Source organism: Salinispira sp. (assembly GCF_059431795.1).
Genome location: NZ_JBXWXS010000023.1, coordinates 24,904 through 41,044, shown reverse-complemented (window position 1 = coordinate 41,044; position 16,141 = coordinate 24,904). Strand labels below are relative to the sequence as shown.

Sequence of the window (16,141 nt, the reverse complement as noted above, 5' to 3'; positions counted from 1 at the left end):
ATAGTATGCTTCGTTAGTCATGAGGTCTCCTATGGTTTTTCGTCGAACTCATGAAGACCGATTGGCTAACTTTTTTCAATCCCCCTTCTCAGAAGAATCACTTTTACAGACAGAATCTTACACTACCGATCGTTTACACTACCGATCGTCATCCCATGTATCGGTCCATGAGCGGTAAAAACTGCGAGCAGGTTCTTTATGGAAATGTATGCGAAAAGAGGCTACCCCGCTGTTGTCCTGAACAGTTTGGGTAAGATCACCCACCGTGTCCTCCAGCAAATTACGTGCAGCAACTTCATTCTCCATGCTATAGGCGGTTTTAACTGAATCCAGGTCGGCGAATATCGAGGCAAACTGAAGGGCTAATCGGCTACGGGATATCACCATCTTCTGTATAGTTTGTGAAGTTGAGCTGATGGTTTCACTCAGGTTGCTCTTTATTTCCTGGTTCCATGAGCGAACAGTAAACAGGGTGACGCCTCCCGAAAGTATTAGGAAGATAGGTAGCAGAAGAAGGGTGAATTTTGAACGTAGTTTCATACATAAAAGTATAGAAAATGCGTGCCGGGAAAACAAGTTTTTACGGTAGCGTAGGTATCCCGCCTCCAAAAGAATTGAAGCCGTCCATGTACTTGCTGAGCCTATGCCAATGACAGCTACGAGATAAATTTAACAGCAGGAGGTGAACAAAGAATTTTCCAGGTTTCAAAAACTCAGCGATGGATGATACAGTTATCCAAATGATATCCGGTTTTTTCCCGAGGTTTTGCTGGCATACATCAGTTCATCGGCCCGTGTAATTAGGCTCGATCGGTCATCATCCAGGGTAGCCATGGTCGCGCCGATAGAAAGGGTAACAGCTACACGTTCTTTGTTGTAATCGATCCAGCTGTGTTCAACCAGTACGCGAATTCGTTCGGCGGCTTCGGCCAGTACGCTCCGGTCAATGTTTGGAATGATCACAATAAATTCCTCTCCGCCCCAGCGGCAGATGCTGTCCAGAGGTCGGAGAGCATTTCCCGCACTGTCCGCGACCATCTTTAAAACATCATCACCGATTCTATGACCCCGTTCGTCATTTACCAATTTAAAGTTATCGATATCCAAAAACATGAACCCGAAGGGAACCTGAAACTCTCTCAGTTCCATTATGGATTTGTCGATGACGAAATTTGCATATTTCCGGTTACCGATATGTGTAAGTGGATCTAGAAAGACTTCTTTTTTCAGCTCCTGAATTTCCTCGATGATATGTTTTCGGCTTGAATTGTCGGAAAATATTTCCACCCCGCCGATTATTTCGCTTTTTTCATCGTATATAGGTGATACCCGGACGGAGACCGGTAGCCTGTGGCCCGATTTGTGATGAAGGTATACGTCTGCTTCCCGAATTTTGCCGTCTGCCATGGTTGCTGCCAGAGGACATCCGTGAATGCATAATTCGCTGCCTCGCTCGTCAATGTGGCGGAGAATATTATCGGAGCAACAGTGGCCCAGCACTTCATGTTCGCTAAAGCCGCTGATTCTGTTTGCTGCCTTGTTCCAGTAGGTGATTTGTCTATGTTTATTTACATAATAGACCCCGTCATGGAGATTGTTCAGAATGTTTTTATACAGCGATTCTTTCATTGCTTGTTTCCCGGCAAGATATATCCGAAATTATCCGGGGAGACGGTAATGGCTGTTTCCAGTCATCACCAATATTGAGGGTTCCTGACATACCTCTTCTCTCCATGTTTCTTCCCCCCTCAGTCTAATGCAGATTGGGAAATTTTGCCCCGCGAAATCCCGGAAAAGTCCTCGATTGCATCCCTTTGCTACAGGAGAGATTCAAACCCCTGCTGCCCGGGGCGAATTGGGGATCCACTCCTTACCCAGGAAGCGGGCGGCGAATATGAAGGCCCGAATAAAGATTGTTGTGGCGAATCCCGCCCAGGCACCGTACACACCCCAGGTAAGAACATTGGTCATGAGAAGAACCAAGGGTAGCATTAACACCCATCCGCTGAGGATATTTATGTTGCGGACAAATTTTACGTCCTCCATTCCCAGTAATCCCCCTTGAAAACTAATAAACACCGCATCGGCAATCTGATAGATTCCCATTATCAGGAATAGAAGTTTTCCTTTCTCAATTACTTCCGGATTATCAGAGAAAAGTCTGATAAAAGGTTCCGGTAAGAATACCATTACCATGCCTAATGTGCCCATTGTGACGGTAAGGAAGACTGCTCCGGTAATACATGATTGTTTGGCATCGGATTCCTGTTGGGATTCAATCTTTTTACTGACTTGTGACATGGTTACATCCCGGACCGGGCCGGAAATCATGAGGATAAAATCTTTCACCCGCATTGAGATTTCATGAATACTCAGCGCCAGAGGGCTGATGGTGGAGATAATACTGACAAAAGCTGTCCATGAGCCCTGTTCGAAAAGCCTGCTTTGCATAATTGTGAAGCTCAAGGTGAATCGCTCCCGGAGGATTGCCGGTGAAAACACGAACCGCCCAGTTCTCTGTTCAAAATGACCCGTGATTCGGTAAAAATACCACATGAGCATTGCCGAGTGTATGGACATGGCAAGAACGGAAGCGAGCCCGGCGCCGAGTACCCCCAGAGCGGGCATCCCCAGATTCCCGTAAATAAATATCCAGTTAAACAGTACATTGAAACTCAGCCCGATAATGGTGAACACCGGGAGAAATTGGTTTCGCTCTATTGCAATGAGCAGTTTGCTGTACATGGCCATGAGAAACATGGGCATAACACCCATGCTGCGTATAAAAAGGTAGCGTCGTGAATGGTACAGGGTTTCTCCCGAATCGGTGAGAAACTGTAAGCCCCAGAGCGTCGGTCCCAGTAAAATTACCGCCAGCAATGCGAGAAGAGCCCCGAGAATGACCTCGTGAATTATGTAATTTCTCAGAAGTACGCCTTTGTCGGGGGTGGAATATTTGGCAAAATGGATGAGGTTGCTCTGAAGAAAGGCGAATACAACGATGTAATAGAAAAGATTATAGTAGGTCAGTCCCAGGCTCAAACCCGCAATTCCTTCTGTGCCCAGAGAACCCACCATTGCCACATCAATAATTCCGAATAAACGTCCGGCAACCATTGCTGCAAGCAATGGCCATGTGAGTTTCAGCAACTCTTTAATATTCTTAATCATTGTATCTCCATTTCAGTTTCTTTGGTAACTATGGAGATAATTTTATCTATGGTCAACTACCATGATGCTTGTCATTGATTCCCTGGGACGTTTTACCGGCTCACCTTGTTATCTTGTACGTACTGGTTTTTTTGATAATCCCCGGCTGCGCTGAAATGAAAAATGATGATACTATTTGGCCCTATTTGAAAAGAAGGAAACATGATAGGAAAGAGCCGTATTCGGCTGAAATGACAAATGTATATAAAACGGAGTGTATCCTGCCATGAAAGAACAGATTCAGAGCCTATATTCCGCCTATCAAACCGAGCTTTTCGGTTCGAGAGTACTGATTTTTGATGACAGTATGGATCAACAGGAAATTCAGAAGATTAAAGATGCAATTCACCGGCAGCAGGAGAAAGGGGAATTCAGCAGGGAGCGCATTGCACTATTATTCAAGCCGGGAAGGTATTATCTGGATATTACGGTGGATTACTATGTGCAGGCCCTGGGGCTCGGGCGTGTTCCGGGAGATGTTCAAATTCAGGGCAGGATTCAGTCCACCGCCGCCACTGAGGATAGGAATGTTACGCTCATGTTTTGGCCTGCTGCGGAGAACTTTTCCATTTATCCCGGGAAAACATCAGAGCCCCTCATCTGGGCCGTTTCGCAGGCTGCGCCGCTTCGAAGAATTCATCTCCATGGGGATATTGTATTCGATCAGGGGGGGGCAGCGGGGGATTCCTTGCAAATTCAATTATCGAAGGTAAAGCGGGAACCAGAACCTGCCACGCATGGTTCCCATGACGGGAACAGCTGCTCTGGAGGTCGGGGATGAAGAGGGGATCATTATTTCCGGCCTGATTTTAGATGCCGGTCCCAGGGAATCGCCCGTACTGATGCAGATCGGACGGGAAAAAAACTCTCAGGACCATTCCGCCAACCCATGTTCCGTACATGATCTATTCTGCCGGATCGGCGGCGACAGACCGGGAAAAGCCGATGTCTGTATGGCCGTGTACAGCAACAATGTACTACTTGACCATCTGTGGCTCTGGCGGGCAGATCATGGAGAGGGGGCAGAGTGGGAAGTAAATACCTGCAGAAACGGCCTGGTAGTCTATGGGGATGACGTGAGCGCATACGGACTGTTTAACGAGCATTTTCAGGAGTATCAAACCCTCTGGTATGGAGAAAGGGGGCAAACTGTTTTTTATCAGTCCGAATTGCCCTATGACCCTCCAAGCCAGGACCGTTGGCGTACGGCCAGAACCGATGGTTTTGCTTCATACAAAGTTGTTGAAACGGTGCGGGAACACTCCGCATATGGTCTTGGGGTTTATGCGTTTCTGGGGATAAAGGGAAATACGGATAGAAATGTACATCTGGAGAATGCGGTGGAAACACCGGATGCTCCGGGGATTGATATTTCCCATATTACCACATTCGCCAAAGGATATGGCAGTATCAGGCACAGTTTAAACGGCCGTGGACCGGCTGCGAACCCGGGAAAGCATCAATTGTTTTGATACAAGAAGGCTGCCCGGCTCCAATCAATAGCAGGCATACAGATTTACAGCTTTTCTGCAATCTACCACACAATATGGAGATTATGCTCGGTGAGTTTTCAGCCCTTGGAATCGTTCGGAGTGGGCCGTTCATTGAGGTAAATGATTGACTCATGTTCCGGGCTTTCCCCGATAATCTGCCGGTACCGGTGACGATACTGCCGTGGTGAGTAACCGGTATGCTCCTTGAAGCTGCGGGAGAAGTGGAATTCGGAGTTGAACTGGAGCCGGTCGGCAATAGAATAAATGAGGCGGTCGCTGGAAATAAGCATACTTGTTGCCGCCTCAATTCGGAGCTTCATTAGATATTTCATGGGTGTTGTTCCCAGTTTGTGCCGGAAAAGTCGAATGATATATTCCTTCGAGAGGTTAAGGTGGCGGGCCAGGTCACATAAGCGGGTCCTGGTAAACACCCGATGCTGCAGAAATCTCAATGCCTTCTCCACATGGGCGTTCTCCGCATTTCCCAGGTTCATCTGTTTCTCCCGGGAAGCCAGTACATAAATAAATGATACCAAATGATGTATGGCAGATCGTCTAATGTAGGAGTTTGGAGAAAGGGTTTTTTCCCGAAGCTCTTCGAAAAAAAAGCGATACCGATCCCCAATGGCGTGTTTCCTGTTCCATTGGATCTCGTCAGCGAAGAGTTCCTGAATTTCTTCATCCTCAGCTCCTAATTGCATGAGAACGGCATAGTAGGTAATTGGATGACTTACATTGCTGGTTTCTATGCGGTGTTTTACCCCGGGGGGTGAAATAAAAAGGGTGCCGGGTTCCAGGGTATATTTTCGGGAGCCGTTGAGGAAGCTGCCTTCTCCTCCGAGGAAGTAGTGAATTTCATACTCGTCAGGTCCGTGAAAATGGTAGCGGCCGTGCCAGTCAATATCCTCGGGTTCCTGCAGATGATACACGAATACAGCGTCTTTGATATGCATATGTCAATATTATGTATGTTTTATCACTCCTGTCTATTGTTTTCCCCGGGGAACCGCCGGATAATCCAAGTATCAACCCTGGAGAAGGAGGGGATATGCAGACCGTATTGGGCATCGATGTGGGAACCCAGAGTTCCAAAGTGATGCTTTATGATTATAGAGCCCAAAAAGTGGCGGCACTGGCTTCGGCCCCCCATCAGCTGATCAGCAAAGCGGACGGTACCAGCGAACAGCATCCACGCTGGTGGCTGGAAGCGGTGAAAACAGCTCTGGGTTCGGTGGATCCGGAGATCCGGCAAAGCGCTGTGGCAGTGGCGGTAAGCGGCCAGCAGCATGGACTGGTGGCCCTGGATGAGGCGGGGGAGGCGGTGTATCCGGCGAAGCTCTGGAATGATACCAGCACAGTGGATCAGTGCAATGAGCTAACCTCGGCGTTCGGGGGCAGCCGCCGGCTCATTGAAGAAGTGGGTAATCCCATTCTTCCGGGCTATACGGCAGGGAAAATTTTGTGGTTGAAGCGGAATCATCCCCAAGCCTTTGCCCGGTTGGGGCATATTCTTCTTCCCCATGATTACATCAATTTCCTTCTCACCGGCGAATATCGCATGGAATACGGGGATGCATCGGGAACCGGACTGTTTGATGTACGCAGTCGGAGTTGGAACAAAGAAATTTGCCGCCTGGTGGATGAGAGATTGCTGGATATGCTCCCTGAACCAAAGGGCCCGGAGACCGGTGCGGGCTGGGTCACCCGGCGGGCATCGGAAGAATTCGGTATACCTGAAGGAATCCCGGTGGCCGGCGGCGGCGGAGACAATATGATGGCGGCAATTGGAACCGGCACCATTTCCGACGGTTCTTTGACCATGAGTCTGGGAACATCCGGAACTCTCTTCGGCTATTCATCCAAGCCGGTAGTAGATCCCGGAGGTACTATTGCCGGGTTTTGTTCTTCCACAGGCGGATGGCTGCCCCTCCTCTGCACCATGAACTGTACGGTAGCCACCGAACGGTTCCGGGGACTCTTGTCGGTGGGGCTGAAAGAACTGGATTCGATGGTTGATCAGGTACCTGCAGCTTCAGATGGTTTGATCGTCATGCCCTATTTTACCGGGGAGCGGATCCCCAATCTTCCCCGAGCCCGGGGAAGCATTCAAGGCATGACTCTCGATAACAGTGATGCTCCCCACATTATCCGGGCTTCCATGGAAGCGGCCATCTACGGATTGAAAATCGGACTGGATTCTCTGGAAAAATTCGGAATGAAGGCCGAAAGTATCACAATTACCGGCGGCGGATCCCGATCCCGGACATGGCGGCAGATCGCTGCGGATATTTTGGAACTACCGGTGACTTTGCCGGTTCACCCAGACAGTGCAGCCATGGGCGCAGCTCTGCAGGCCCTTTGGTACCGGGAATTGTTGAACGATGGGAGCAATGTCTTCATGGAAAATGTAATTGCACCCCATTTGAAAAACCGGGAAGACCGCCGTATCGAGCCCGGAGAAGCCCGGGAGAATTACCAGCAGGGATATGCCGAATATCTGGCATATCTGGAACTCTTAGAAACACGATATCGATAAGCATTATGGATTCCGGAACCGGGGATTAATATCCCGTCCGGATTGAGTCCGAAATCAAGGAGCAGGTATGAGTACTGTATACACCGGAGACAAAGAGTATTTTCCCGGAATCGGGAAGATCAATTACGAGGGGCCCGCGTCGGATAATCCCCTCTCATTCAAGTTTTATGACGAGAACAAAACCGTTGCGGGCAAGAGTATGAAGGAGCATCTGCGCTTTGCCGTTGCCTATTGGCACAGCATGACGGCAACGGGTGCCGATCCGTTCGGAGCAGGCACCATTCACCGGGAATGGAACCGCAATTCCGATCCCCTGGGGGCTGCGGAAGAAAAAGCAGATGCAGCTTTTGAGTTTATTAGTAAGCTGGGGGCGCCATACTACTGCTTCCATGATGTGGATGCGGCTCCGGATGCAGATTCGGTGAACGAGTATGAATCGAATGTGGCTGCGGTGGGAGATATGCTGCTTCAGCGCCAGAAGGCCACAGGTATTAAGCTGCTGTGGAATACTGCGAACCTGTTCTCCCATCCCCGATACATGAACGGAGCCGCCACCAACCCAGATTTCCGCGTACTATCCAGAGGAGCTGCTCAAATTAAGGCGATGCTGGACCTGAATGTGAAACTCGGCGGGGAAAACTACGTGTTCTGGGGCGGCAGGGAAGGGTATACCCAATTGTTCAACACCGACATGAAGCGGGAACTGGAGCATATGGCTCGCTTCCTGGAAATTGCCAGGGATTACGGCCGAAAGATTGGTTTCACGGGAACATTCCTTATCGAGCCCAAGCCCATGGAACCGTCAAAACATCAATATGACACTGATGCCGCTGCGGTGATCGGTTTTCTGAAAACCTATGGCCTGGATGGAGATTATAAGCTGAATATCGAAGGCAATCATGCAACGCTTGCGGGGAAGTCTTTTGCCCATGATCTTCAAGTGGCGTCGGACGCCGGTCTCCTGGGATCAATTGACGCAAACCGGGGTGATCCCCAGAACGGCTGGGACACAGACCAGTTTCCCACCGACGTCTATGATGCGGTCTCAGCCATGCTGGTGGTGCTTGGGAACGGCGGTCTGCATACAGGCGGGCTGAATTTTGACGCCCATATCCGAAGAAATTCCACCGATCTGGAAGACCTCTTTCATGCCCACATTGGAGGAATGGACAGCTTTGCCCTTGCCCTGGAAATCGCCCAGACCATTATGGACCGTGGACTTGTGAAGCGCTACCGTGATGCCCGCTATGAAAATTTCAATGCCGGAGATGGAGCGCGGTTTGAGATGGGGGAGTTGACTCTGGAAGATCTGAGAAACTTGGCCGCAGAAAACCGGGAAATTCCTCAGATCAGCGGTAAGCAGGAGCTTATCGAAAATCTTATAAACCAGATTATGTTTTCCCGATAGAACGATCACTCACCGAGCCCCGCTCAATGAGCTTGGGCTCGAAGATCAGTTTAATGGGCAAAGCCGTAGCTTTATATTCGATTTCGTCGATAAGAATTTTTGCTACCCAGCGTCCCAGGTCATACTTGGGATGCTCAAAGGTGGTGAGGGCAGGTGTGACGATCGATGCCGTACTGTGATCGTCAAAACCCAGCACTGAAATATCTTCCGGAATCCGCAGCCCCAGCTCGGCAATTGCCCGGTAGCCCTGGACGGCCAGATTATCATTAAAATAGAAAATTGCGCTGGGTCGGTTTGACGGATCTGCCAGGGCTTTTAAAGTGAGCAGGTAACCCTGTAAATTGTTCTTTGCCTCATCATCATCATTAAACGGGTAGAGCCGATCGGGCCCCAGGCAGAGTCCTTCGTTTTCAATGGCCTGGCGAAATCCCTGCAGCCGGTCGTAGCCCGACTGGATATCCTCTTTGAAAATGTATGCCAGATCCCGATGTCCTCGGGAGATTAAATACTCTCCGGCAATTCTTCCGGCATACACGTCATCTAGGGTTACGGTGCTAAGACTTTTCGCCTTAATTCCCCAGTGGGTGGTGACAATGGGGATGGATGCATTCTTGATTATCTCCTCCGCAAGGGGGTCCTTGTCATCAAGCTGTAAATTCCTTCTGGGTTCTATGATCAACCCCGCCACCCCCTGATCGATGAGACGTTGAATGGACTCCAGTTGCCGCTCTTCGTTACGGTTGCTATTGGCGATCATCAGTGAATAGCCTGCGCGTTCGGCTTCATCTTCGATTCCCCTGATAATCTCTGTGTAGATATAATCCATAAAAAAATAATTCACCAGACCCAGGGTCTTGCTCTCCGAATCCTGGCTTTCGTACAGAGCTTTCCCTTTGTAGAACGTCCCTCTGCCTGGGGTTCGGGAGATGAGTTCCCGGGCCTCCAGTATATCCAGAGCCTTTCGGATTGTGGTTCGGCTTACATTGAACATCTCCATCAGCTGATACTCAGTAGGCAGCTTGTCGCCTTTGACATATCTTTCCTGTCCGAAAAACGAAAGCATACGCTCGGCAATTTGTAAGTAGATGGGGCCGCTTTTGGGTTTCATGAGCGCATTATTCCAACAAAAGATACAAATATCAATACAAATTTACGATTCCCCTCTTCGACCGCACAATTTCCCGGGATATATGGGAAATAATTCCTTTACGAACCGAAATACCCGTGCTACGATCCCTTAATTGTATCTTAAAAAGATACAAAAAAAGGACAAAACCAAGGAGGAGCTTATGTCGCTTAAGACAAAAGTGCTCGGTATTTTGACGGTTTTTTTGCTGGTATTTTCTGTAATGCCTCTGGCTGCGGAGGGCGAACAGGAGCAGAGCGTTTCCGCCGATCCTGCGGAGATGACCGGAAAGATCACCGTATGGTCGTTTACCGATGAAGTGGGCGGAATGATTGATCTCTTCAACGACGAATATCCCGGTATCGAAGTTGAGTTCGTGGTAATTCCAAATGATGATGAAGTGTATCTCAACAAGATGATTACCACCATGCGTTCCAGGGACTCGGTACCCGATGTGTTCACCGGTGAAGCAGCCTACTTTCGTCAGTTTGTGGAAGCCGGCTTTTGGGAGCCCATTTCCGATGCCCCTTACAATGCCGAGGAACTGGTGGATGATCTGGTGCCCTACGTTGTGGATTTGAGCAGGGACGACAATGGGGATATTACCGCCCTATCCTGGCAGGCAACCCCCGGAGCCATGTTTTATCGCCGTAGTATTGCCGAACAAGTCCTTGGAACCGATGATCCCGAAGTTGTTTCCGAATACACCAGTGATATCAACAAATACTACGAGCTTGGTGAAATGATCCGGGACGAATATGACGGGGAGAAATATCTGGTTGCCGGCTTCTCCGACATGTCTGAGTTTATTTTTAATCAACGAAGTGAACCCTATGTCCAGAATGATGTCCTGACCATTCCCCCTTCACTGGTAGAATATATGGATCTTGCAAAGGAAATGCGTGAGAACAATATAGAAGGCGGTATCGGAACTTGGACCCCCGCCTGGTTCTCCGGTATGGCCGATGCGTCGGTATTCTCCTATATTCTTCCCACCTGGGGGCTCCACTATGTGTTGAAACCCAACGCAGAACCGGAAGCCAATGCAGGGGAAGCCGAATTTTCCGGAGACTGGGGGCTTGCCGTACCGCCGGCACCGTATAATTGGGGCGGAACCTGGATTGGTGTGAGCCGCTTCAGCGAGAATAAAGACCTGGCCTGGCAGTTTGTTAAATTTGTGGGTTCCGATCCGGAATTTGCAAAAGCCTGGGCAGAAGAAACCGGTGACTTTGTGGGAAATCTCACAGTGGCGGAAGAAATAAAGGGTGACTTTGCCGAACCTTTCCTTGGCGGTCAGAACCACTATGAATATTTCTATAACGAAGTACAGAAAATCGACGTTAGTCGAGTCGGTCCCTGGGATTTCCAGATCCAAAATGCCTGGGGTGACCAGGTTGAACTGTACGCCAACGGCGAGAAAACCCGGGAAGAAGCCTTCGATGGGTTTATCGCGGCGATGGCGGATATTCTTCCCAATGTTGAAGTGGTTATTGAAGATTAGAGCCTCATGAATTCCGTACCCCGGCTTCAGGCCGGGGACGGTGATCTTCCCTCCCGGAGCTCCGGTTTCGGGAGGGTATTTATGCGGAGATTTCTATGAATATTTCGAAAAGTACCCCTCCCGGACGCAGCAGAAAACGCTTTTTTTCCAATCGGAATAACAAGGGGTACCTGTTTATCCTGCCGTTTTTCCTGATCATGCTGACATTTCAGCTTTATCCGCTGCTGTACACCCTGAGCTTAAGCTTTACCTCGCCTATTAATTTATTTGAAAATGAATATGTGGGTCTGGCCAACTACCAGCGTCTGTTTACAAACCCGATCTTTTTCCGGTCCATATTCAATACCTGGTTTATTTGGCTAATGAACTTCATACCCCAGCTGATCTTTGCTCTCCTGTTGGCGGTTATCCTCTATGAATGGAAGGTGAAAGGCAAAGACGTCTTTCGCACCCTATATTTTCTTCCCAACCTTGTGACTGCTGCCTCCATCGGCGTGCTCTTCGCCGTCTTGCTGGACTGGCAGAACGGAACCCTGAATCACATTCTTTTGAGCATGGGGGTGGTTGAGGAACCTATCTACTGGCTGCAAAAAAAGACAGTCACCCAGGCCACGGTATCGTTTATTCAGTGGTGGCAGTGGTTTGGATATACCATGATTATCTTCATGGCAGGTTTGAGTTCTATTTCCGAAGAACTATACGAAGCTGCGTACATCGATGGGGCATCACGATTGCAGGTGTTCTTCCGAATTACCTTCCCCCTGCTTCGGCCTATTATGCTCTATGTGCTGATTACATCGTTGATCGGCGGCCTGCAGATTTTCGACATTCCCAGAGTACTTACCGATGGTCGGGGCGGGCCGGACAATGCCCTCACCACCATGGTGCTGTATCTCTATAATCAGGCGTTTAAGAACTTCAATGTGGGCTATGCCGCCTCAGTGGCCTATACGCTCTTCTTTATGATTCTCTTTTTCTCTATTTTTACCTTCCGCCTTATGTCCGGCAAAAAACGTTCCGGAGGTGGTTCCTTATGATCTATAGACAATCACGGCTGGAAAAGATCATCCTCTATGCATTCCTGGTGTTTATGGCGGTTCTCTCCATTGTTCCGTTTTATATGATGATTATCAACTCCACCCACACCAATGTGGAAATCTCCCAGCGGGTTTGGTTTACCCCGGGGACGGCGTTGCTGGAGAATTATCAGATAATTCAGGACAAGGTGAATATTTGGCAGGGTTTTATTGCCAGCCTGATTATTACCGTTCCCTCTGTGGTCCTTGCGGCAATCTTCTCCACCATGACCGCATACGGGTTCGCGAAGTTCCACTTTAAGGGCAAGGAATTGCTGTTCTGGATTATTCTAGGCACCATGATGGTTCCCCAGCAGTTGGGGCTAATCGGGTACTACGATCTTCTCAGCAAGGTGGGCATGATTGACAGTTACCTTCCGCTGATCCTCCCCACGGCCGCCCATGCTGCCATGGTGTTTTTTATCAGAGCTTACATTGAATCGTCAATTTCTGATTCGCTTATAGAGGCGGCAATTATCGATGGGGGAGGAGAGTGGTATATCTTCCGACGGATTATATTTCCCCTGGCCATGCCCTCAATAGCTACAATGTCGATCTTTACATTTATTCAAAAGTGGAACGATCTGCTCACCCCTCTGGTGCTGCTGAACTCGGCGAAAAAATTTCCCATGCCTGTGGTGGTATCGAATATTCGGGGTTTGTACGAGTCGAATTTCGGAGCCATATACCTGGGGGTAACTATATCCATTATTCCCATCATCATTGTAGTTATCATCTTCAGCCGATCAATTATCAAAGGCTTGACCGTGGGAGCGATCAAGGGGTAAGGCATGTGAGCGCCCTCTCTCCCGTCGGCCTTAAGGTTCGGCGGGGATTCCGTTTCGGCGGGAGCCCGAATATCGAATACACCATAGATACAAGGAAGTACATAAAAATGAACCAGAACATCGAACTATCTATCCAAAACCCAGTCCTTACAGGATTCCATCCCGATCCATCTATCTGCCGGGTTGGAGATGATTTTTATATTGCCAACAGCAGTTTTGAGTACTATCCGGGAGTTCCTATCCACCACAGTACAAACCTCCAGGAATGGAAGCTTATCGGTTATGCCCTGACCCGGGAAAGCCAATTGATGATGCGGGGAAATCCCAAATCCGGCGGAATCTGGGCTCCGGCCTTGAGTCATGACGGAGAGAAGTTTCATCTCATTTTTACCGATGTGAAGGACTGGGCAGGGGCTTCCACCAGTACTGGGGGGACTGAGGGCTTTAAAGATGTTCATAATTATCTGGTCACCGCTGAAAATATCAAAGGCCCCTGGAGCGACCCCGTGTATTTAAACTCGTCGGGATTCGATCCGTCCATGTTTCATGATGATGACGGTCGCAAGTACCTGGTAAATGTATTGTGGGATTACCGTCCGGGGATAAACAGTTTTGCCGGCATAGTCCTGCAGGAATACAGCCCGTTAGAAAAAAAGATGGTGGGTCCCATACGCAACATATTCCGGGGGAGTTCCTTGAAGCTTACCGAAGCCCCCCATCTGTATAAACGGGGAGAATTCTACTATCTGGTCACCGCAGAGGGAGGGACTTCTTACAGCCATGCCGTCACAATTGCCCGGAGTAAGAATCTGGAAGGCCCCTATGAATTGCACCCCAGACAGCATCTGTTGACCTCCGTTGCGGATATTAAAGAATTCCGAAAACGGGAAGCCAGTGGCAGCTTTGCCGAGCTCAAGCCCGCTCTGCACCCCGGGCTGCAGAAGGCGGGGCACGGAAGCATGGTGCCCTGGACCAAAGATGTGTGGGTGTTGGCCCATCTGTGTGGACGGCCGGTGGACGACGGCGGACAATGCCCTCTGGGCAGGGAGACGGCTCTTCAACGGGTAATATGGAAGGATGATCATTGGCCTTATGTGGAGGAAACCGGTGCGCCCGTGAGAACAGCCTTTCCCTCACGGGAAGGGGTGAAGCCCGGCACGGTTCAACGGGATGAACACTGGCGGGAAGATTTTGATGGACCCGCATGGAATGTGAAGCTGAACACCCTTCGCAAACCTGCGGAGGAAGACTTCGATCTGTCCTCCCGTTCCGGTTGGCTTCGTCTGCGGGGAAGGGAATCAATGATGAGCCGATTTGATCAAAGCATTTTGGTACGACGGGTTCAGCATTTTTACTGGTCCGCCGAAACCTGCATGGAGTTCCAGCCGTCCAGCTTTCAGCAGATGGCGGGGTTGATTGTCCGCTATGATGAAACCTGTCAGAGTATTCTCCGTGTCAGTAATCACGAAGGTGCAAGGCGGCTGGGCATTATCAATTTTGATTTAAACCGCATCAATATGCCCCTGGGTGAAGATGAAATAGAGCTTCAACCTGGAGCCATCTGGCTCGGCGTGGATACCCGGGGTCGGTCCATGGGGTTCCGGTATCGCCAGGAGGGCGGCCCCTGGACACCCATAGGTCCTGAAATTGATGCCGGGATTTTCAGCGATGACTACGTTCAGCCCATGGGGTTTACCGGAACATATGTGGGTGTGGGTAGTTTCGACGTTTCCGGTCAAAGGCTGGCCGGAGATTTCGATTATTTGGAATATCACGGTACGGAAGTTTTGTATGAGGACAGGCGATGAGAATTTGGGTCGGAACTCTGGCGGGGATGGCATTTCTACTCCTTACCCTCCTGCTGAGCCTCTCCTGCGTCGGAACCCCGGCGGGGCGGGCCGGAGACGGCCTCCGAACCGCCGATACGGATCCGGAGGCGCCCTCCTGGGAGCATGGTTTGGCCGGAGCCTATGGAGATTTTTTTCCCCTGGGCGCGGCGGTGAATTCCGCCACTATCAGTTCCGCGAAGCATATGCTTTCTGACGAGTTTTCCAGTCTCACTGCAGAGAATGAGATGAAACCTTCGATTATCCATCCCCGCTACGGTACCTGGCATTTCTACGCCGCCGATGAAATTGCCGATTATGCCCGGACTCACGGAATGAGTATGCGGGGACATTGCCTGGTCTGGCACCGACAGACTCCCGGGTGGTTCTTTTCTTCGTATGGAGAACGTGCCGGCAGAGATCTTCTATTGGAGCGTATTCGGGATCACATGACCGTAATGGCTCAACGCTACGGTGATGTAATTGATGTCTGGGATGTGGCAAATGAGGTGATTTCCGATGATCATACCGAATTCCTTCGCCCCAGTCCGTATCTGGACATTCTCGGGGAAGATTATGTTGCTGAAGTTTTCCTTCTGGCCAGGGAGATCATGCCCGATTCCAAACTTTTTTATAATGATTACTCGGTGCTCGATCCGGTGAAGCAGGACAAAATACACCGCTTGTTAGAGCAACTGCTCGAGCGCGGCATACCTGTTAATGGTATCGGCATTCAGGGCCATTGGAATATTTATATGGATGATGTGGCGCAGAATCTGGATACTGCCATCAAACGCTTTGCCGATCTGGGCCTTGATGTTCAGGTAACCGAAATGGATTTTTCCATATATCGTCATGAAGACATTGAAAGTCGCTATACTCAGCCTCCGGTTGAGCTCCTGGACCTTCAGGCAAGACGCTACGCTGAGGTTTTCCAGGTGCTTCGGAAAAATTCTTCCAAGGTTACATCTGTGAGCCTGTGGGGAGTTTCAGATGCAAAAACCTGGCTGGATAATTACCCGGTTTCCGGGAGGAAAAACTGGCCGTTGCTCTTCGACGAAAATCTGCAGCCTAAGCCCGCATATCGGGCGGTGATGCTGGAAGCATCCCGCTCAACTGACTAATGGTCTTGGCAATTTCAAAAATCAGCGATTTTTGAAATTGCCTCTATTGACCG

Annotated in this window: 14 protein-coding genes; 9 read left to right on the top strand and 5 right to left on the bottom strand. The window is 49.7% G+C overall.

All coding sequences use genetic code 11. From position 1 onward, the window contains the following. Window positions 1–138: 138 nt before the first annotated feature. The 3 genes from AC52PS_RS08255 to AC52PS_RS08245 all read right to left on the bottom strand — a co-directional run bounded on the left by AC52PS_RS08255 (window position 139) and on the right by AC52PS_RS08245 (window position 3,171). Window positions 139–540 (bottom strand): hypothetical protein, encoded by a 402-nt coding sequence (locus AC52PS_RS08255; RefSeq protein WP_495562578.1) that lies wholly within the window; start codon window positions 538–540, stop codon window positions 139–141. 192 nt (window positions 541–732) lie between these two features. Continuing rightward, entirely contained in the window at window positions 733–1,629 is an 897-nt protein-coding gene (locus tag AC52PS_RS08250; protein ID WP_495562577.1) for a sensor domain-containing diguanylate cyclase, read from the bottom strand. 201 nt (window positions 1,630–1,830) lie between these two features. After that, a complete protein-coding gene (locus tag AC52PS_RS08245; protein WP_495562576.1) occupies window positions 1,831–3,171 on the bottom strand; it encodes an MATE family efflux transporter in 1,341 nt (446 codons plus the stop codon). A 265-nt stretch (window positions 3,172–3,436) separates the two neighbouring features. Here AC52PS_RS08245 and AC52PS_RS08240 point away from each other — a divergent pair, with 265 nt between their 5' ends. Both AC52PS_RS08240 and AC52PS_RS08235 read left to right on the top strand, forming a co-directional pair. Then, entirely contained in the window at window positions 3,437–3,991 is a 555-nt protein-coding gene (locus AC52PS_RS08240; RefSeq protein ID WP_495562575.1) for a hypothetical protein, read from the top strand. Next, window positions 3,957–4,682, top strand: coding sequence for a pectate lyase-like domain-containing protein (locus tag AC52PS_RS08235; protein WP_495562574.1), 726 nt, complete (start codon window positions 3,957–3,959; stop codon window positions 4,680–4,682). Before AC52PS_RS08240 ends, AC52PS_RS08235 begins: the two co-directional genes overlap by 35 nt. Before the next feature lie 98 nt (window positions 4,683–4,780). Here AC52PS_RS08235 and AC52PS_RS08230 read toward each other — a convergent pair whose 3' ends face one another. After that, window positions 4,781–5,656 carry a helix-turn-helix transcriptional regulator gene (locus AC52PS_RS08230; protein ID WP_495562573.1) on the bottom strand — a complete coding sequence of 292 codons (876 nt, stop codon included), beginning with the start codon at window positions 5,654–5,656 and terminating at the stop codon, window positions 4,781–4,783. Window positions 5,657–5,751: 95 nt separating this feature from the next. Here AC52PS_RS08230 and xylB point away from each other — a divergent pair, with 95 nt between their 5' ends. Together xylB and xylA are read left to right on the top strand one after the other, a co-directional pair. Continuing rightward, the gene (gene xylB / locus AC52PS_RS08225; protein WP_495562572.1) at window positions 5,752–7,239 is read left to right on the top strand and encodes a xylulokinase; all 1,488 of its coding nucleotides are present in this window, start codon (window positions 5,752–5,754) and stop codon (window positions 7,237–7,239) included. 67 nt (window positions 7,240–7,306) lie between these two features. Beyond that, window positions 7,307–8,647 (top strand): xylose isomerase, encoded by a 1,341-nt coding sequence (gene xylA / locus AC52PS_RS08220; protein WP_495562571.1) that lies wholly within the window; start codon window positions 7,307–7,309, stop codon window positions 8,645–8,647. Here xylA and AC52PS_RS08215 read toward each other — a convergent pair. Further along, the gene (locus AC52PS_RS08215; RefSeq protein ID WP_495562570.1) at window positions 8,631–9,755 is read right to left on the bottom strand and encodes a GntR family transcriptional regulator; all 1,125 of its coding nucleotides are present in this window, start codon (window positions 9,753–9,755) and stop codon (window positions 8,631–8,633) included. The genes xylA and AC52PS_RS08215 overlap by 17 nt on opposite strands. Before the next feature lie 181 nt (window positions 9,756–9,936). On the opposite strand from AC52PS_RS08215, the gene AC52PS_RS08210 reads away from it, so the two are divergent. The 5 genes from AC52PS_RS08210 to AC52PS_RS08190 all read left to right on the top strand — a co-directional run bounded on the left by AC52PS_RS08210 (window position 9,937) and on the right by AC52PS_RS08190 (window position 16,088). Continuing rightward, complete coding sequence (locus AC52PS_RS08210) at window positions 9,937–11,274, top strand: ABC transporter substrate-binding protein (RefSeq protein WP_495562569.1); 1,338 nt, start codon at window positions 9,937–9,939, stop codon at window positions 11,272–11,274. A 95-nt stretch (window positions 11,275–11,369) separates the two neighbouring features. Next, complete coding sequence (locus tag AC52PS_RS08205; RefSeq protein WP_495562568.1) at window positions 11,370–12,311, top strand: carbohydrate ABC transporter permease; 942 nt, start codon at window positions 11,370–11,372, stop codon at window positions 12,309–12,311. After that, on the top strand, window positions 12,308–13,138 hold the full coding sequence (locus AC52PS_RS08200) for a carbohydrate ABC transporter permease (protein WP_495562567.1): 831 nt from the start codon (window positions 12,308–12,310) through the stop codon (window positions 13,136–13,138). The genes AC52PS_RS08205 and AC52PS_RS08200 overlap by 4 nt, the downstream gene beginning before the upstream one ends. A 107-nt stretch (window positions 13,139–13,245) precedes the next feature. After that, entirely contained in the window at window positions 13,246–14,946 is a 1,701-nt protein-coding gene (locus tag AC52PS_RS08195; RefSeq protein ID WP_495562566.1) for a glycoside hydrolase family 43 protein, read from the top strand. After that, window positions 14,943–16,088, top strand: coding sequence for an endo-1,4-beta-xylanase (locus AC52PS_RS08190; protein ID WP_495562565.1), 1,146 nt, complete (start codon window positions 14,943–14,945; stop codon window positions 16,086–16,088). Before AC52PS_RS08195 ends, AC52PS_RS08190 begins: the two co-directional genes overlap by 4 nt. The last annotated feature ends 53 nt before the right edge of the window (window positions 16,089–16,141 follow it).